At 67.0% G+C, this 16,210-nt stretch carries 14 protein-coding genes; 4 read left to right on the plus strand and 10 right to left on the minus strand.

The genetic code is table 11. The features are described 5' to 3' along the window. Position 1 precedes the first annotated feature (1 nt). Positions 2-934, minus strand: coding sequence for a VOC family protein (locus tag BLR51_RS17955; protein WP_089849667.1), 933 nt, complete (start codon positions 932-934; stop codon positions 2-4). A gap of 116 nt (positions 935-1,050) precedes the next feature. Here BLR51_RS17955 and BLR51_RS17960 point away from each other — a divergent pair, with 116 nt between their 5' ends. Then, positions 1,051-1,968, plus strand: a complete 918-nt coding sequence (locus BLR51_RS17960) for a LysR family transcriptional regulator (RefSeq protein WP_089849570.1) — start codon at positions 1,051-1,053, stop codon at positions 1,966-1,968. Positions 1,969-2,065: 97 nt separating this feature from the next. After that, positions 2,066-2,968 (plus strand): LysR family transcriptional regulator, encoded by a 903-nt coding sequence (locus BLR51_RS17965; RefSeq protein WP_089849572.1) that lies wholly within the window; start codon positions 2,066-2,068, stop codon positions 2,966-2,968. Positions 2,969-3,014: 46 nt separating this feature from the next. Here the strand turns inward: BLR51_RS17965 and BLR51_RS17970 are convergent, their stop codons facing one another. The 9 genes from BLR51_RS17970 to BLR51_RS18010 all read right to left on the minus strand — a co-directional run bounded on the left by BLR51_RS17970 (position 3,015) and on the right by BLR51_RS18010 (position 13,664). Then, positions 3,015-4,133, minus strand: coding sequence for an autoinducer 2 ABC transporter substrate-binding protein (locus tag BLR51_RS17970; protein ID WP_242656774.1), 1,119 nt, complete (start codon positions 4,131-4,133; stop codon positions 3,015-3,017). A 98-nt stretch (positions 4,134-4,231) separates the two neighbouring features. Continuing rightward, positions 4,232-5,170: an ABC transporter permease gene (locus tag BLR51_RS17975; RefSeq protein ID WP_089849574.1), complete on the minus strand. Its 939-nt coding sequence runs from the start codon at positions 5,168-5,170 to the stop codon at positions 4,232-4,234. 1 nt (position 5,171) lies between these two features. Continuing rightward, the gene (locus tag BLR51_RS17980; RefSeq protein WP_089849576.1) at positions 5,172-6,170 is read right to left on the minus strand and encodes an ABC transporter permease; all 999 of its coding nucleotides are present in this window, start codon (positions 6,168-6,170) and stop codon (positions 5,172-5,174) included. Beyond that, the gene (locus BLR51_RS17985) at positions 6,167-7,753 is read right to left on the minus strand and encodes a sugar ABC transporter ATP-binding protein (protein ID WP_089849578.1); all 1,587 of its coding nucleotides are present in this window, start codon (positions 7,751-7,753) and stop codon (positions 6,167-6,169) included. The genes BLR51_RS17980 and BLR51_RS17985 overlap by 4 nt, the downstream gene beginning before the upstream one ends. 106 nt (positions 7,754-7,859) lie before the next feature. Then, positions 7,860-9,026 (minus strand): glycerol dehydrogenase, encoded by a 1,167-nt coding sequence (locus tag BLR51_RS17990; protein ID WP_089849580.1) that lies wholly within the window; start codon positions 9,024-9,026, stop codon positions 7,860-7,862. Between the two features lie 11 nt (positions 9,027-9,037). Further along, on the minus strand, positions 9,038-9,829 hold the full coding sequence (locus tag BLR51_RS17995; protein ID WP_089849582.1) for an SDR family NAD(P)-dependent oxidoreductase: 792 nt from the start codon (positions 9,827-9,829) through the stop codon (positions 9,038-9,040). 27 nt (positions 9,830-9,856) lie between these two features. Beyond that, on the minus strand, positions 9,857-11,395 hold the full coding sequence (locus BLR51_RS18000) for a GMC family oxidoreductase (protein WP_089849584.1): 1,539 nt from the start codon (positions 11,393-11,395) through the stop codon (positions 9,857-9,859). Between the two features lie 53 nt (positions 11,396-11,448). Further along, positions 11,449-12,981 (minus strand): D-arabinonate dehydratase, encoded by a 1,533-nt coding sequence (locus BLR51_RS18005; RefSeq protein ID WP_089849585.1) that lies wholly within the window; start codon positions 12,979-12,981, stop codon positions 11,449-11,451. Then, positions 12,978-13,664 (minus strand): GntR family transcriptional regulator, encoded by a 687-nt coding sequence (locus tag BLR51_RS18010; RefSeq protein WP_089849587.1) that lies wholly within the window; start codon positions 13,662-13,664, stop codon positions 12,978-12,980. Before BLR51_RS18010 ends, BLR51_RS18005 begins: the two co-directional genes overlap by 4 nt. A 178-nt stretch (positions 13,665-13,842) precedes the next feature. On the opposite strand from BLR51_RS18010, the gene gbd reads away from it, so the two are divergent. Together gbd and BLR51_RS18020 are read left to right on the plus strand one after the other, a co-directional pair. Continuing rightward, complete coding sequence (gene gbd / locus BLR51_RS18015; protein WP_089849589.1) at positions 13,843-14,997, plus strand: 4-hydroxybutyrate dehydrogenase; 1,155 nt, start codon at positions 13,843-13,845, stop codon at positions 14,995-14,997. A gap of 127 nt (positions 14,998-15,124) precedes the next feature. Next, positions 15,125-16,168: a sugar ABC transporter substrate-binding protein gene (locus BLR51_RS18020; RefSeq protein WP_089849592.1), complete on the plus strand. Its 1,044-nt coding sequence runs from the start codon at positions 15,125-15,127 to the stop codon at positions 16,166-16,168. Positions 16,169-16,210: the final 42 nt, after the last annotated feature.

Consider the following 16,210-nt stretch of genomic DNA (forward strand, 5'->3'; position numbering starts at 1 on the left):
CTCAGGCTCCGAGGGCGGGCAGAAGATCCTCGATCCGGTCGCGGAACGGCTCGTACCGAGTCGGCAGCTTCAGCGCCTGCCCAAGCCGGGCGGTGTCTTCGTCGCGGTCGAAGCCCGGCTCGTTGGTGGCGATCTCGAACAGCACGCCGCCGGGGGTGCGGAAATAGATCGCCCAGAAATAATCCCGGTCGATCACCGGCGTCACCTGATAGCCCGTGGCCAGAAGCGCCTCGCGCACCCGGGCCTGTGCCGCGCGATCTTCCACCGCGAAGGCGATGTGATGCACCGATCCCGCGCCCTGCGCCGCAGTCTGCCCGCCCGCCACGGTTTCCAGATCGATCGTGTCGGCGGCATTGCCGCCCTCGATCCGGTAGCGGGTCACGGCCCCGTCGGTCTCGTCCTTCTGATAGCCCATGAAGCTCAGCAGTTCCGCCGTGGCAGCGCTGTCGCGCAGCCGCATCCGGGCGCCATGAAAGCCAAGGATGCCTGCATCCTGCGGCACATCGGCCCCGGTCCAAGCCGTTCGTCCGCGCGCGGCGCTTTCCACCAGCGCGAAGCTGTCGCCATCGGGTCCGGCAAAGCCAAGGCGGGCCTCGCCCAAGAAGCTGCTTTCGGACAGCCCCCTGACGCCGCTCCGGGCCAGCCGCTCCTTCCAGAAGCCAAGCGCGCCTTCGGGGACCGCAAATTCCGTCACGCCGACCTCGCCGGTGCCACGGCGCCCGCGCGGCATGTCACCGAAGGGGAAATAGGTCATCACCGATCCGGGCGTGCCGATCTCGTCGCCGTAATACAGGTGATACACCTCCGGCGCGTCGAAATTGACCGTCTTCTTCACCCGCCGCAGACCCAGCGTGTCGGTGAAGAAGCGGTTGTTGATCGCTGCATCCGCTGCCATCGAGGTTACGTGGTGCAGACCTTTGATATCCTTGATCATCTTTGTCTCCATCAAGACGTCATTCCTGTTGAGAGCAAGGTAGGCGCAAAGATCATTTTTAAGAATAGAAACTGCATGGCATTTACTGTTGCGATGAATGATAACAATATACCCCCATGCAGACCATGAAACCGATCCGGGTCTTCCTGACCGTGGTGGCGCAGGGCAGCTTTGCCGGGGCGGCCCGCCGCCTGCGGATGACGCCCGCCTCCATCACGCGGATCATCGCGCAGCTGGAGGCCGATCTGGGCCAGCAGCTGCTGCTGCGCACCACGCGGCAGGTGTCGCTGACCGGCGCCGGGGCCATGGTCGCGGCGCGCTACCGCCCCGTGATCGAGGAGTTCGACCGGGTGACGGAGGAGGTCACCCGCACCACCCGGCCCGATCGCGGGCGGCTTGCGATCAACGCACCCATGTCGTTTGGCATGCGGCTGATGCCCGGGCTGGTGGCCAGCTTCCGGCTCGCCTATCCCAACATCGCGCTGGACGTGCACCTGACCGATGCGCTTGTCGACATTCTGGATGCCAGCTGCGATCTGGCGATCCGGATTTCCGACCCACCGGGGGACAAATCGACCATCTGGCGCCGGATCTGCCATGTGCCACGGCAGGTGGTGGCGGCGCCCGGCCTTTTCGACCGCATCGCCCGCCCGGCCCATCCCGGCGACCTGCAGCCCGACCAGTGCCTGTCCTATGGCCACAAGGGCAGCGCCGAGATCTGGACCTTTACCCGTGGGGGGATGCGGCGCACGGTGCGGGCGGGCACCGACGTGGTGTCGAACAACGGCGAGTTTCTGTATGCGCTGGCGCTGTCGGGCAATGGCATGGTCAATCTTCCGGATTTCCTTGTCCGGGACGGGCTGGACCGGGGCACGGTCGACATCGTGCTGCCCGACTGGCAGATCCCGCCGCTGAACCTGATGCTGTATTATCCGCCCTATGAAAAGCTGCCGCCGCTGGTCGAGACCTTCACCGAATTCTTCGAGGCCTATATCCGCGATCTGGACAGTTTCGATTTCGGCACCGGCGGCTGAGCGCGGCGGGCGGCACCGGTCCGGGGCTTTTCGCGCGGGGCGGGTCCGGCTAGACTGATGCGCCAGAAGGCAGACAGGCGAGGGGTCCTTGCGTCACATGCACGACTTGCCGCAGACCCGCGATCTGGCCGCCTTTGTCGCGGTGGTCGAAGATGGCGGCTTTGCCGAAGCCGGGCGGCGGCTTGGCGTGGCGCCCTCGACGCTGAGCCGGACGGTGACCCGGCTGGAGCGGATGCTGGGCGTGACGCTGCTGCGCCGGTCGACCCGGATGATCGAACTGACCCCGGAGGGGCGCGAGCTTCTGCAGGCGGCGCAGGACATCGTGGCCCGCACGGAAGGGCTGTTCGACCTTGCCACCGGCAGCCGCGCGCCGCGCGGCCCGCTGCGGATCAATGCGCCGGTGTCGTTCATGCTGCATGTCCTCGGGCCGCGGCTGGCGGAGTTTCACGCAGCCTACCCCAAGGTCGAGGTCACGCTCGACATGACCGACCGCATGGTGGACCTGATCGACAGCCATGCCGATGTGGCGATCCGCTTCGGCACGCTCTCGGACAGCGACATGCTGCGGCGGCATCTTGGCGTGACCTCGTGGCATCTGGTGGCCGCGCCCGCCTATCTGGCGGCGCAGGGCCTGCCGGGGCGGCCCGAGGATCTGGCGCGGCTGGAACAGGTGCGCTTCACCGCCCCGGACCATATCAACCAGCTGCGCTTCCGCGGCCTGAGCCAGCCCGTGACGGTGCCCGCCGCCGCCTATGCCGAAAACGGCGAGGCGGTGCGCAGCCTCGTGCTGGGCGGCATGGGGGTGGCGCGGTTTTCGGAGTTCATGGTGGCGGAGGATCTGGCCAGCGGACGGCTGGTGGAGCTGTTCGCGGGGAAGCTCGACGTGCCGCCGCTGGACATCACCGCACTGTTCCTGACCCGCACTTCGGGTCTGCGGCGGCTTGCCGTGTTCCTCGACTGGCTCGAAGAGGTGCTGGCCCCGGGCCCGCCCGCGCCCTGACCGGGCAGACCGGGGCGACAGCGCCGCCCCGGCCCGTCATGACGGATCAGAAGTCGAAATCGTCGACATTCTCGGCGTTGAAGACCGTGGGCGCGCCCAGCAGAACCTCGGACCCGTTGATGATCTGCAGCGTGCCAAGCCGCCCGGCCTCGACCTCGGCGGCGCCGGGTTCCAGCGTGCCGTCCACGGCGGCCTTCAGCACATGCAGCGCGGCATAGCCCATGTCCACCGGGTTCCAGAGCACGGCATCCTCCATGCAGCCCGACTTGATATAGGGCCGGATGGCATTGGGCGTGGCGAGCCCCATCACCGACACCTCGCCGCACAGATCGGCCTGCGTCACCGCCTCTGCCGCGGCGGGGGTGGCGACCGAGGTCATGCCGACCAGCCCGTCCATGTCCTCGCCATACTTGTTGATGAGCGTCATCGCCTGATTGAAGGACAGGATGTTGTCCTCCTGCGCCTCGACCGTCTCCAGCCATTCCATCTCGGGATAGCACTTGGCCTGATAAGCGTCCATTTCGGCGATCCAGCGCGCCTGATTGGGCGTGGTGAAGGTCGAGGTGACGATGGCAAAGGATCCGTCCGCGCCGATCTGCTGGGCCAGCTCGTCCATCAGGGTCTTGGCCACGCCGTTGAACTGGGCGGGATTGACGAACCACTGCCGCGCGTCGGGTTCGGCATCGCTGTCATAACCGACCACATGGATCCCTGCCTCCAGCGCCTTGCGCAGCACCGGGGCGATGGCCACCGGGTCATTCGCCGCGTAAAGGATGCCACCCACGCCCGAGGTGATGTAATTGTCGATCAGCGTGATCTGGTCGTCGATATTGGCCTGCGCGGGCCCGTCGGTGGTGGCCTCCACGCCGTCGAGTTCGGCGGCGGCTTCGGCCACGCCCGCAGACGTGGCGTTGAAATAGCCGATGCCCACCAACTTCGGTACGTCGACCACGCGCAGCGTGTCAGAGGGCTGGGCGCCGGTCACGGTGCCGCCATTATAGCTGCCTGCATCGGGCGCCACGGTCGAGGCGTCGCAGGCCAGCGGGCTGGTCGGCTGGTCGTCGCCGCCGGTCCATGCCGCCTGCGCGGGGGCAGCAAAACTTGCCGCAAGGATGGCGGCGCTGCCCATCAGGCAGGGCAGGGTGCGTGTCAGGGTCTGGGTCATCTCGTTCTCCTCCAGGATCCGCACAGGGCGGTGGGGCCTCCTCGCCCCGGTAATGCCGCGGGCCTCCTGCCTGCGGCATGTCGTGATGCGGGCCGCGCTCAGGCGCGGGCCCGGCGTTCTGTCAGGGTGCTGACCAGCAGCGTCGCGATCAGCACCACGCCGATCAGCACGATGGTGCCGTCGCCCTTGACGCCCGCCAGCGACAGCCCGTTTTCCAGCACCTGCACAAGGATCAGCCCCAGCGCGGTGCCAAGGATGGTGCCGCGCCCGCCAAAGATGCTGGTGCCGCCCAGAACCACGGCGGTGATCACGTCCAGTTCCAGCCCGGTGCCCATGTCGGACCGGGTGGTGGACACGCGCGCCACGAAGATCAGCGCGGCCAGCGCCGAGGCAAAGCCGGACACGGCATAGATCGCAAGCTTTGTGGCATCGACCGGCAGGCCCGAAAAGCGGGCGGCGGTCTCGCTGGCGCCGATGGCGTAGACGGTGCGGCCCCAGCGGGTGAAGCCAAGGATCGCCCCCGCCAGGGCCAGCGCGGCAAGCAGGATCCAGACCTGCACCGGCAGGCCCAGCCAGTCGCCCTGTCCCAGCCGCGCGAACCATTCCGGCCAGCCGCGCACCGACCGCGCCTGACTGATGCCCTCGGCCAGACCGCGATAGAGCGCAAGCGTGCCCAGCGTGGCGATCAGCGGCGGCATGCCGAAATGCACGATGATGATGCCGTTGAACAGCCCGCAGACCGTGCCCACGACCAGCACCGCCAGCATGGCCAGCGGCAGCGGCAGGCCGAACCCGTCCCAGAAGGTGCCAAGCAGGATGGCGGACAGCCCCATGATGGACCCCACGGACAGGTCGATCCCGCCCGAGGCGATGACAAAGGTCATCACCAGCGCGACCAGCGCCACCTCGGTCATCAGGCGGCCCTGATTGAGCAGGTTCGCCACGCTCAGGAACTGGTCCGACTGCAGCGACAGCACGAGGATGGCGAGCAGGGTGACAAGGGCAAGAACGGCTTCGTGAGTGTGTCGGCGCAGCATGTCAGTGTCCTTTCTGCCGGGTTTCGCGTCGGCGGCGCATCACGTCAAACAGCACGGTCACAAGGATCAGCACCCCGATGAAGGCGCGCAGCCAGTAGGCGGAGACGTTGACGAAAATCAGCGCCGAGCCGATGGCGGCAAAAAGCACGGCGGCAAGGCTGGCGCCGATCACCGTGCCCGTGCCGCCAAGGATGGACACCCCGCCGATCACTGCGGCGGTGATGATGAGCAGTTCCAGATTGGGCGGCGTGGTCGACTGGATCACCTGCAGCTGCGTGGCAAAAAGCAGCGTGGCAAGCCCGGCAAAGGCACCGTGGATCATGAAGACCTCGACGATGCGCCGCCGCACCGGGATGCCCACGGCGCGCGCCGCCTCGGCATTGCCGCCGATCAGATAGAGCGAGCGCCCGTAGGGCGTCAGCCGCATCCATGCGGCGGCCAGCACCGTCAGCGCCACGGCCCAGACCAGCGGCATCGGCAGGCCCATGACCTTCATCTTGGCCAGCAGGAACTCCGGCGGCAGGTCGGAAATCCACGCGCCCCCCGTGACCGAGATCAGCCCGCCCTGCAGGATCGCCATCATCCCCAGCGTCACCACGATGGAGGGAATGCCCGCATAGGCCACCAGCAGCCCGGTCACGGCATTGATCAGCGCGCCGCAAAGGATGGGGGCGACCCATGCCACCCAGATCGGCGCGCCACTGACCGCAAGCGTGCCCGACACCGTGGCCAGAACCCCGATCAGCGCGCCCACCGACAGGTCGATGTTGCGGGTGACGATGATCATGGTCATGCCGATCGCCGCCACCGCGATATAGGCATTGCCGGAAAAGACCGATGTCATGTTGCGCGCGCTGACAAAGCGCGGGTTGATCGCGCCCACCACGACCAGCAGCGCGATGATGGCCGCGACCACCAGCAGTTCATGGCCGTAATCGCGCAGGATGCGCCGGATCGGTCCGGTGCGCGGCGCTGCGGCGTCCTGAGAAAGATCGGTCATGCGCGTGCTCCTGTCTGCTGGGATCCGCCCGTCCGGGTGCCGGGATCGCTGCGGCGGGTCATGGCATGGCCCACGGCTTCAGGCGTGGCCTGCGCGCGCGGCAGTTCGGCGGTGATCCGCCCCTCGGCCACCACCAGCACGCGGTCGGACATCGCCAGCACCTCGGGCAGTTCCGAGGAGATCATCAGGATCGCCAGCCCCTGCTGCGCCATCTCGCCCATCAGGCGGTGAATTTCGGATTTTGCGCCCACGTCGATGCCGCGGGTCGGCTCGTCGAGGATCAGCAGCTTGGGCTTGGTCTCCAGCCATTTGGCGATGACCACCTTCTGCTGGTTGCCCCCAGAAAGCTCGCCGGTGACCTGTTCGATGCCAGCGGCACGCACGCCGAGCCGGTCGAACCCGTCACGCGCGATGCGCGCTTCTTCGGCGCGGCGCAGCATGCCGCCGGGGGAGACCCGGTCCAGCACCGCCATAGAGATGTTTTCGCGGATGTTCATGGACTTCACCAGCCCCTGATGCCCGCGGTCTTCGGGCACATAGGCGATACCCGCATCCCGCGCGGCGCGGGGCGAAGTGATGCGCACCTCGGCGCCGTCGATGCGGATCCGCCCGCTGCGGGCCGGGGTGATGCCGAACAGGGTCAGCGCCAGTTCGGTGCGGCCCGACCCCACCAGCCCCGCCAGCCCCACGATTTCGCCCGCGCGCACGGTCAGGCTTGCGCCCTGCACCAGCGGCCCCGCGCAAAGATGGTCCACCTCAAGGACCGGGCGCCCGATCTTGGCCTCCACCTTGGGAAAGACCTGATCGATGCTGCGGCCCACCATCATGGAGACCAGCCGCGCCTCGTCGGTGTCGCGCGCCTCGACGGTGCCCACATACTGCCCGTCGCGCAGCACGGTCATTTCATCGGCGATGCGGAAAATCTCGTTCATGCGGTGGCTGACATAGAGGATGGCGACACCCCGGTCGCGCAGCTGCAGCACCACATCCAGCAGCCGGTCGGCATCGCGTTCGGCCAAGGCGGCGGTCGGCTCGTCAAGGATCAGGACGCGCGCTTCCTGATTGAGCGCGCGCGCGATCTCCACCCGCTGGCGCAGGGCGACTGACAGCGCGGCAACCTTGGTGTCCACGTCGATGTCGTGACAGTCAAGCTCGGCCAGCAGGGCACGGGCCCGCCTGCGCATGCCCGACCAGTCCACGGTGCCGAAGCGCGTGCGCGGGTAATGGCCGGAAAAGATGTTTTCGGCGACGGTCAGTTCCCCGAACAGCAGCAGTTCCTGATGGACCACGGCCACCCCGGCGGCGGTGGCGTCGCGCGGCGAGGCGAAGCGCCGCGCCTGCCCGTTCACAAGCAGATCGCCCGCCGTCGGCGCGTGCATCCCGGCAAGGATCTTGACCAGCGTCGACTTGCCCGCGCCGTTTTCGCCCATCAGCGCATGGATGGACCCCGCCCGCAGATCAAGCTGCACCTGCCGGAGCGCCTGCACCGGGCCGAAGGACTTGCTGATCCCCCGCACGCCCAGCCTTACGGGGGGAGCCGCATCTGGCTGCTGCCGGGCCTCCTCCGGAATGTGGATGTCCATGATGTCTCCTCCCGACTGCGCCCGGACCCGGCGGCCCGGGGCGCGATGCGGCCCGCAGCGCCTGCGGACCGATGGTGCCGGCGCGGACCGCGCCGGCTGGGATCACTCAGCGCCCGGTCAGGCGGGTGGCGGTGGCATCGGCGGCCCGGATCGCGGCGGCGATCTTCTGCGGGCTCAGCGGCACCGGCACGGAATGGATGACCGAGGCCGGATCCATCGCCGCCTCGCCCACGCGCAGCAGATCCGCGTCGCTGACCTTGGCCAGCCCCAGATCGGCCAGCGTCACCGGCAGGCCGATGGCGGCGCAGAAGGTGACCGCCTCGGCGATCTCTTCGGGCGCGCGGTTTTCCAGAACCAGCAGGCAGATGATGCCGAAGGCCACCTTTTCACCATGCATGAAATCATGGGTCGGCTCCAGCACGGTCAGCGCGTCATGCACGCCATGGGCCGCCGACACCCCGCAGTTTTCGAACCCCAGCCCCGACAGCAGCGTGTTGGCCTCGATGATGTTTTCGACCGCGGGCGTCAGGCATCCGGCGCGGGCCGCGTCATAGGCCGCAAGCCCGTCGCGCATCAGCGTGTCATGGCAGGCCCGCGCGATCTGGATCCCGGCGATGGAGGGCGCATAGCCCCCCGCGATGTAGTTCTTCGACCGGCTGTCGAGGTTCGACCGCGCCTCATACCAAGTGGACAGCGCATCCCCCATGCCCGCCGCCAGAAAGCGCACCGGCGCCTTCAGGATCACGTCGCTGTCAACCAGCACCACATCGGGGTTGCGCGGGCTCTGTTCCACCCGGACATAGACGCCGTCTTCGGTATAGATCACGCCGATGGCGCTGGTCGGGCTGTCGGTGGAGGCGATGGTGGGCACGGTCATGATACGCGCCGCCACGTTGCGCGCGGTCAGCTTGCCGGTGTCCAGCGTCTTGCCGCCGCCAATCCCGATGACCATGCCGACCCCTGCGGCGCGGGCGGCTTCGGTGCAGCGCGCCACTTCGGCATCGGTGGATTCCCCGCCAAAGCGCAGGGCTGTGACGGTGACCCCCGCCGCCTCCAGCGCTTCGGTCACGCGCGGGCCGTAGGTGTCCTGGACGAAGCCGTCCATCAGCACCAGCGCCCGGTCCGACAGGGCCGCCGCGTAACTGCCGATGTCGTCCAGAACGCCCGGCCCCTGCACATAGCGCAGCGGCCCGCCATAGCCGCGGCTGTGGCCATGGCGCTTGTCAGGGATCTGTGCCGCCTGCGCCGCGCTTCTGCTCATGTCATTCGCCATGTCTCTCTCCCTCAGCGCAGTGTCAGGCCGCCATCGACGGTGATGATTTCCCCGGTGGTGAAGCTGGCGCTGTCCGCCGCCAGATAGACACAGGCGGACACCAGTTCGCGCGTCTCGCCGATGCGGTTCTGCACGGCGCCCTTGGCCCAGTGGTCACGCACCACATCGGGATGTTCCTTCAGCACCGCATCGGTAAGTTCGGTGCGGATATAGCCGGGGGCGATGGCGTTGACGCGGATGCCATGTTCCGCCCATTCGGTGGCCAGCGCCTTGGTCAGCATGTGCACGCCCGCCTTGGACACGTTGTAGGCGGCATGGCGGAACGGCCAGTTGACGATCCGCCCCGACATCGACCCGATGGAGATGACAGACCCGCCGCCTGCGGCGATCATGTGCCGCCCGACCGCCTGCGTGACAAGGAACACGCCGTCCAGATTGACCGCCATGGTGCGGCGCCAGTCGGCAAAATCCTGATCTTCGGCATTGGCGGGCAGCACGATGCCCGCGTTGTTCACCAGAATGTCGATGCGGCCCATGGCGGCCTTGGCCTCGTCCGCCAGCCGCTGCGCGTCCTCGGGCTGCGACACGTCGGCACGGATGGCCACCGCGCGCCGCCCCAGCGCCTCGATCTCGGCCACCACGGCCTGCGCACGGTCGGCGGCGGAGGCGTAGTTCACCACCACATCTGCCCCCTGTCCCGCCAGCCCCAGCGCCAGCTCCCGGCCGATGCCGCGCGATGCTCCGGTGACAAGCGCCACCTTTCCGGTCAGGTCAAAAAGACCTGCCGCTGCCCTGTCTGTCATGTTGTCCTCCCTCTGGTCGTGTCTGGCTCAGGCGACTTTCTCGGCCCGAAGCACATGTGTCGCGATATGCTCCGCCGTGCGGATCGCCTGCGCGACGATGGTCAGTGACGGGTTGAACCCCGTGGAGCTTGGCAGGAAGGACGCATCGACCACATAAAGGTTGTCGAGATCCCACGCCTTGCAGTTGGCATCCAGCACCGAGGTGGCGGGATCGGTGCCGAACCGCGCCGTGCCGCACTGGTGCATGGACACGGTGATGTCCATTTTCTGGGTTAGGATGATGGGATAGCCAAGGCTGCGCATCACCCCCGACCAGTGCTTCACCAGTTCCCGATGCGCCTTGAGGTTGTTGGCGGTGTAATTGACCCGGATCGTGCCGTCGCTGTCGAGCGTGATGCGGTTGTCGGGATCGGGCAGATCCTCGGACATCAGCCACCAGTCCACCGAGCGTTCGGCGAAACGGTCCATCAGCCATTCCGGAATGAAGGGCACGCTGGCGGTCAGCATGCCGCCCTGCAGCTTGCCCAGACCCTGAATATTGCCCAAGGGATAGGGCCGCACGTCATTGGCAAGGTAGAAGTCGTTGATCGCCAGCGATTTCTGGAAGGTCACGCCATTCTTGCGGAAGGGATGCACCGCCATCATCGCGGTGTTGTTATGGGCCATGTAATTGCGGCCCAGCTGGTCGGAGCTGGTATTGCCCAGCCCGCCGGGATGCTTGTCATTGGCCGACCGCAGCAGCAGCGCCGCAGAATTGATCGCGCCCGCCGCCGAGATGAACAGATCGCCGTGGATGGTGCGCCGCTGGCCGTCCTGTTCCACCTCGATCCCGGTGACCTTGCGGCCCGTGGCATCGGTGAGGAATCGCAGCGCCTTGGTTTCAAGGATCAGATCCACCAGCCCGGTCTTCAGCGCGGGGCCGACCAGCCGCACCTCGGCATCGTTCTTGGCGCCAAGCTTGCAGGCGAAACCGTCGCAGGTGGCGCAGCGGATGCAGGCGCCGCCCTCGTGCCGGTCGATGGCGATGGGCAGCGAGAAGGGCCGCAGCCCCTTGCCGCGCAGCTTGTCGGCGATGGCCTGAATCTCGGGCTCGTGGCCGATGGCGGGATGCGGAAACGGCCCCGAACGAGGCGGCTCGATCGGATCCTCGCCCGCCGTGCCATGGGTGCCCATCAGCCGCTCGGCCTCGTCATAATAGGGGGCAAATTCATCGTAGCTGACCGGCCATGCGGGGGCGGTGCCGCCCTCATGCTCCAGATCCTCGAAATCCTCCTTGCGAAAGCGCACCGTGGCCGCGCCGAAGAATTTCGAATTGCCGCCCACATAGTAGAAGGTGGACGGGTTGAACGCCTTGCCGCTGCGGTCCCGCCACGTTTCGGCGGTGGTGTATTTCTTGTCGTGGAACACCGCCTTGACCGACCAGTTGTCCGCCTCGCGCGGAAGATAGGTGCCACGTTCGATCATCAGCACCCGCGCGCCCGTGGCCGCCAGCCGGTTCGCCATGGCGCCGCCACCGACGCCCGCGCCAACGATCACCACGTCGTAATGTCTTGCCGTCATTTCCATACCGGAGCCTCCTCCTGCCTCGGCCCGCCGCCCCGTCCCGCGGCGGGTGGGTGTTACATGATTGCCCCGACCTGCCAGGGCACAAATTCGTTGTCGCCATAGCCAAGCGCCTCGCTGACCGTCTCCTTGCCGGAAGCGGTGTCGAGCATGGCCTGAAAGATGCGCTCCCCCAGCGCCTCGATGGTCTCCTCGCCGGTGACGACGGTGCCGCAGTCCAGATCCATGTCCTCGGACATGTGGCGGAACATCTCGGAATTGGTGGCAAGCTTCAGCGAGGGGGCGGGCTTGAAGCCCGAGACCGAGCCGCGCCCGGTGGTGAAGGCAATGAGGTTGGCGCCCCCCGCGACCTGCCCCGTCACGGCGACAGGATCGTATCCGGGGGTGTCCATGAACACGAGCCCATGCGCCGTGACCTTCTCGGCATATTCATAGACCGCTTCCAGCGTGCCCGATCCGCCCTTGGCCACCGCGCCCAGCGATTTTTCCAGAATGGTGGTCAGCCCGCCCTGCTTGTTGCCATGGCTCGGGTTGTTGTCCATTTCCGCGCGGTTGCGCGCGGTGTAATCGCGCCACCACTCGATCCGCTCCAGCAGCTTTTCGGCCACCTCGGGGCGCGCGGCGCGGCGGGTCAGCAGATGTTCGGCGCCATAGATCTCGGGCGTCTCGGCAAGGATCACGGTGCCACCGTGGCGGATCAGCAGATCCGCCGCATGGCCAAGGCCGGGATTGGCGGAGATGCCGGAATAGCCGTCCGATCCGCCGCATTCCAGCGCAAGGCTCAGGCCGGATGCGGGCACATCTTCCCGACGCGCGGCCCCCACGCCCGGCATCATCGCCTCGACCGCGGCGATGCCTGCGGCCACGGTCCGCCGGGTGCCGCCCACGGTCTGGATGGTCAGCGTCTGCAGGCGCTCGCCTTCGGCCAGCCCCTCGCGCTCCAGCAGGGCGGGGATCTGGTTGGTCTCGCAGCCCAGCCCGATCATCAGCACGCCGCCCACATTGGGATGGCTGGCATAGCCCGCGATGGTCCGGGTCAGGTAATCATAACCTTCGGTCTTGGTGTTGAAGGCGCAGCCGCCGCCATGGGTCAGGCTGATGACGCCATCCACACCGGGAAAGCGCGCCATCACCTCGGGGGTGAAATGCGCGGCCACCGCGCGCGACACCGTGGCCGAACAGTTCACCGACGCGATCACGGCGATATAGTTGCGGGTGCCCACCCGCCCGTCGGCCCGGCGGTAGCCCATGAAGCTGGCCTGCCGGTCCACCGGCGGTAGCGGTCGGATGTCGGTGCAGAAGGCGTAGTCGCGCATGAATTCGCCCACACCCAGATTCTGCGTGTGCACATGGTCGCCCGCCCCGATGTCGGCGGTGGCAAAGCCGATGATCTGGCCATATTTGATCACCGCCTCGCCCATGGGGATCTGGCGCAGCGCCAGCTTGTGCCCGCGCGGAATGCGGGCGCGCAGCGGAATCCCCTCCACCTCAGACAGTTCGCGCGGGTCCAGACGTTCGCGCGCCACGGCCACATTGTCTTCCGGGTTGAGCCGGATCAGCGGCGAGATGTAATTGTCCTTGGCGCTCATCGCGCGGCCTCCTCGACAAAGATTCCGTGGGAATCGCGGATCAGGCTCGACATCACGGTAAAAGACGAATCGAGGTGGATCCGCATGGCCAGTTCGGCCTGATCGGGTTTGCCCCGGCGGATCGCCTCGACGATCTGGATATGCTGTTCGGTCACCCGCGCCAGATGGCCGGGCACCGGCGCCGACAGCTGGCGCATCCGGTCCAGATCGACCTTGGCCATGGACACGAATTTCCACAGCCTTGTCATGCCGCTCATCCGGGCGACGGTGCCGTGCAGCGCGTCATCCGCGTCGATATAGGTGTCAAGCTGGCCGTTCGCGATCATCTGCTGCATTTCGGCGGTGATCCGGTCCAGATCCGCCAGCGCTTCGGGATCGACATCGGCGCGCGCGGCGGCGCGGCGCACGCCCTCCACCTCCAGCGCGCGGCGGATCAGAAACCCCTCTTCCGCGCCCGCATAGGAGATCTGGCTGACATAGGTGCCGGAATGGGGAATCACGTTCACCAGCCCCTCTTCGGCAAGCTTCTGGACCGCCTCGCGCACCGGGGTGCGTGACACGTTATAGGCCGAACAGACCTCTTTCTCGACGATCGGGGAACCCGGCGCCATCTCCAGCATCACGATCGCGCGGCGCAGAATCCCATATATCTGATCCGCTTTCTGAGGCTGCCTGTTCCGCATGAGTGCTCCTCCATCCTGCGGGTATTCTTCATAGATACTTGGGCAAAGTAAACAGCAATCTTTGCCGGTTGACAAACTCATATATCGGTTGCAGGGTAACTCATATATCGGAGGCGCCGCCTTGCGCCCCTCTCATCAGGGGGCTGCAGCGGCGGAGGAAAAGGGAACTGGGGGCATCATGACCATGCGCAGCACCACTGCGGCGGAGACATCCGACCGCGTGTCGGGCACCATCGGCTATCTGACGCGGATCGAATTCGGCGAAGGCCGGATCGCCGACCTGCCGGGCTTTCTGGCACAGGCGGGTGTCACCAAGCCGCTGATCGCCACCGACCGCGGGCTGGTCGCCACGGGCATGATCGCCCGCGTCACCGAAAGCCTTGGCGCCCATGCGGTGTTTGACGGCACGCCCGCCAACCCCACCGAAGCGGCTGTGATGGACGCCTACGAGGTCTACAAGGCCGAAGGCTGCGACGGCATCGTGGGGATCGGCGGCGGCTCCTCGCTGGATCTGGCGAAGGCGGTGCGCATCCTGACCGGGCATCCCGCGCCGCTGGACCAGTATGCCGCCGTCAACGGCGGCGTGGCCCGCATCCATGGCCGGATCTGCCCGCTGATCGCCGTGCCCACCACCTCGGGCACCGGGTCAGAGGTCGGGCGCGCCTCGGTCATCATCACCGCCGAAGGCCGCAAGCTGGGCATCCTGTCGCCGCACAACCTACCCACCGTGGCGCTTTGCGATCCCGAACTGACCTATGGCCTGCCGCCGATGCTGACCGCCGCCACCGGGATGGATGCGATTTCGCACTGTCTTGAAACCTACATGGCGCCGTCCTTCAACCCGCCCGCCGAGGCCATCGCGCTGCACGGGCTGGACTGCGGGCTGCGCGCCATCGAGCCCGCCACCGCCGACGGGCAGAACCGCGCCGCCCGCCGCGACATGATGGTCTGCGCGCTGGAAGGGGCGATGGCGTTCCAGAAGGGGCTCGGGGCCGTACATGCGCTGACCCATCCGCTGGGTGCCATCCGCGAGCTGAACCTGCATCATGGCACGCTGAACGCGGTGCTGATGCCCGCCGTGCTGCGGTTCAACCGCGCGGCGATCGGCGCCAAATGGGACGTGCTTGCGGACCGCTTCGGCGGCGACCCGGCAGAGGCCTGCGCGGCGCTGAACCGGCGGCTGGGAATGCCCTCGGGCCTGACCGCAATGGGCGTGACCGAGGCGATGATGACGGAGGTGTCGCATGCGGCGCTAAAGGATCACTGCCACGGCACCAACCCCCGGATCGCCACGCAGGCGGAATATCTGGAAATTCTGAAGGATTCGGCCTGAGGCCAAAGGCCGAAACAACTGGTCAAAGGCCACAGGCCGACAGACCAGGCGCCCCGGGGGAGGGGCGCCGATGCACCGGCCCGAACCGGGCCAAGGGACGGGCAATAATGCCCAAAGGGAGGAACACATGGACGATACTTTCAAGAAACCCGAACTGGTCTCCAGCCATTCCGGTGTCCGGCTGACCCGGCGCGGGCTGCTGACCGCAGGCGCTGCCGCCACCGTGGCCGCCAGCGTGCTGCGCCCGGATTACGCATGGGCGCAGAACGGCAGCATGAAATTTGCCGCCTCGCTGGGCTGGACGGTCTGGGAATCCGGGCGCCACATCGTCAACGGCTACAAGGATGCCGTGGAAAAGCTGGGCGGCGAGCTGACCATCGCCGATGCCAATTACGACATCAAGAAGCAGGCGGACCAGATCCTCGCCTTTGTCGAGGCAAAGCCCACCGCGATCTTCATCACCCCCGCCGATGCCGCCGCCATTTCCCCGGCGGTGCAGGAGGCCGTGGCCTCCGGCATTCCGATCTTTGTCGGCGACAGCTACGTGCCGAACGCCACCGTCACCTCCACCGCCATGTCCAACAATTTCGGCCTTGGCGCCTATCCGGCGGAATATATCGCCGAACAGCTGGGCGGGACGGGCAAGGTGGCGCTGGTGTCGCTGCCCTCGAACGAAAGCTGGGACCAGCGGACGCTGGGCGCCAAATCGGTGTTCAACCGCTTCCCGGACATCGAGATCGTGTCGGAAATCGCCTTTGCGCTGGGGGGATCGACCACGCCGCGTCAGGTCGTGGACCAGATCCTGACCGCCAATCCCGAACTGGACGCGATCTGGTGCGCATGGGATGGCGCCGCCTCCGAAGGCACGCTTGCGATCCGCGCCTCGGGGCGTGACGTGATGATCACCGGCATCGACGGCGGGCAGCAGAGCTTTGAATACATCGCCGCCGGATCGCCCTTCAAGCTGACCATGGCGCAGAGCTTCTACGAGATGGCCTATATGAACGCGTTCTACGCGGTCGAGGTGGCGCAGGGCCGGATCGCGCCGCGCTTTGTCATCACGCCCTCTTATGCGGTGACGCAGTCCAGCCTCGAAGGCATGTCCGAAATGCCCGACACCTATGACCAGCCGGGCGAAGCCGCCAAGCTGGGCTGGAGCCGGGTGCTGTAATCCCGCCCGGGGCGGCAGGAGGAGCTGCCGCCCCGATCCGCA

It is taken from the genome of Salipiger marinus, assembly GCF_900100085.1.
Classification (GTDB): Bacteria; Pseudomonadota; Alphaproteobacteria; order Rhodobacterales; family Rhodobacteraceae; genus Salipiger; species Salipiger marinus.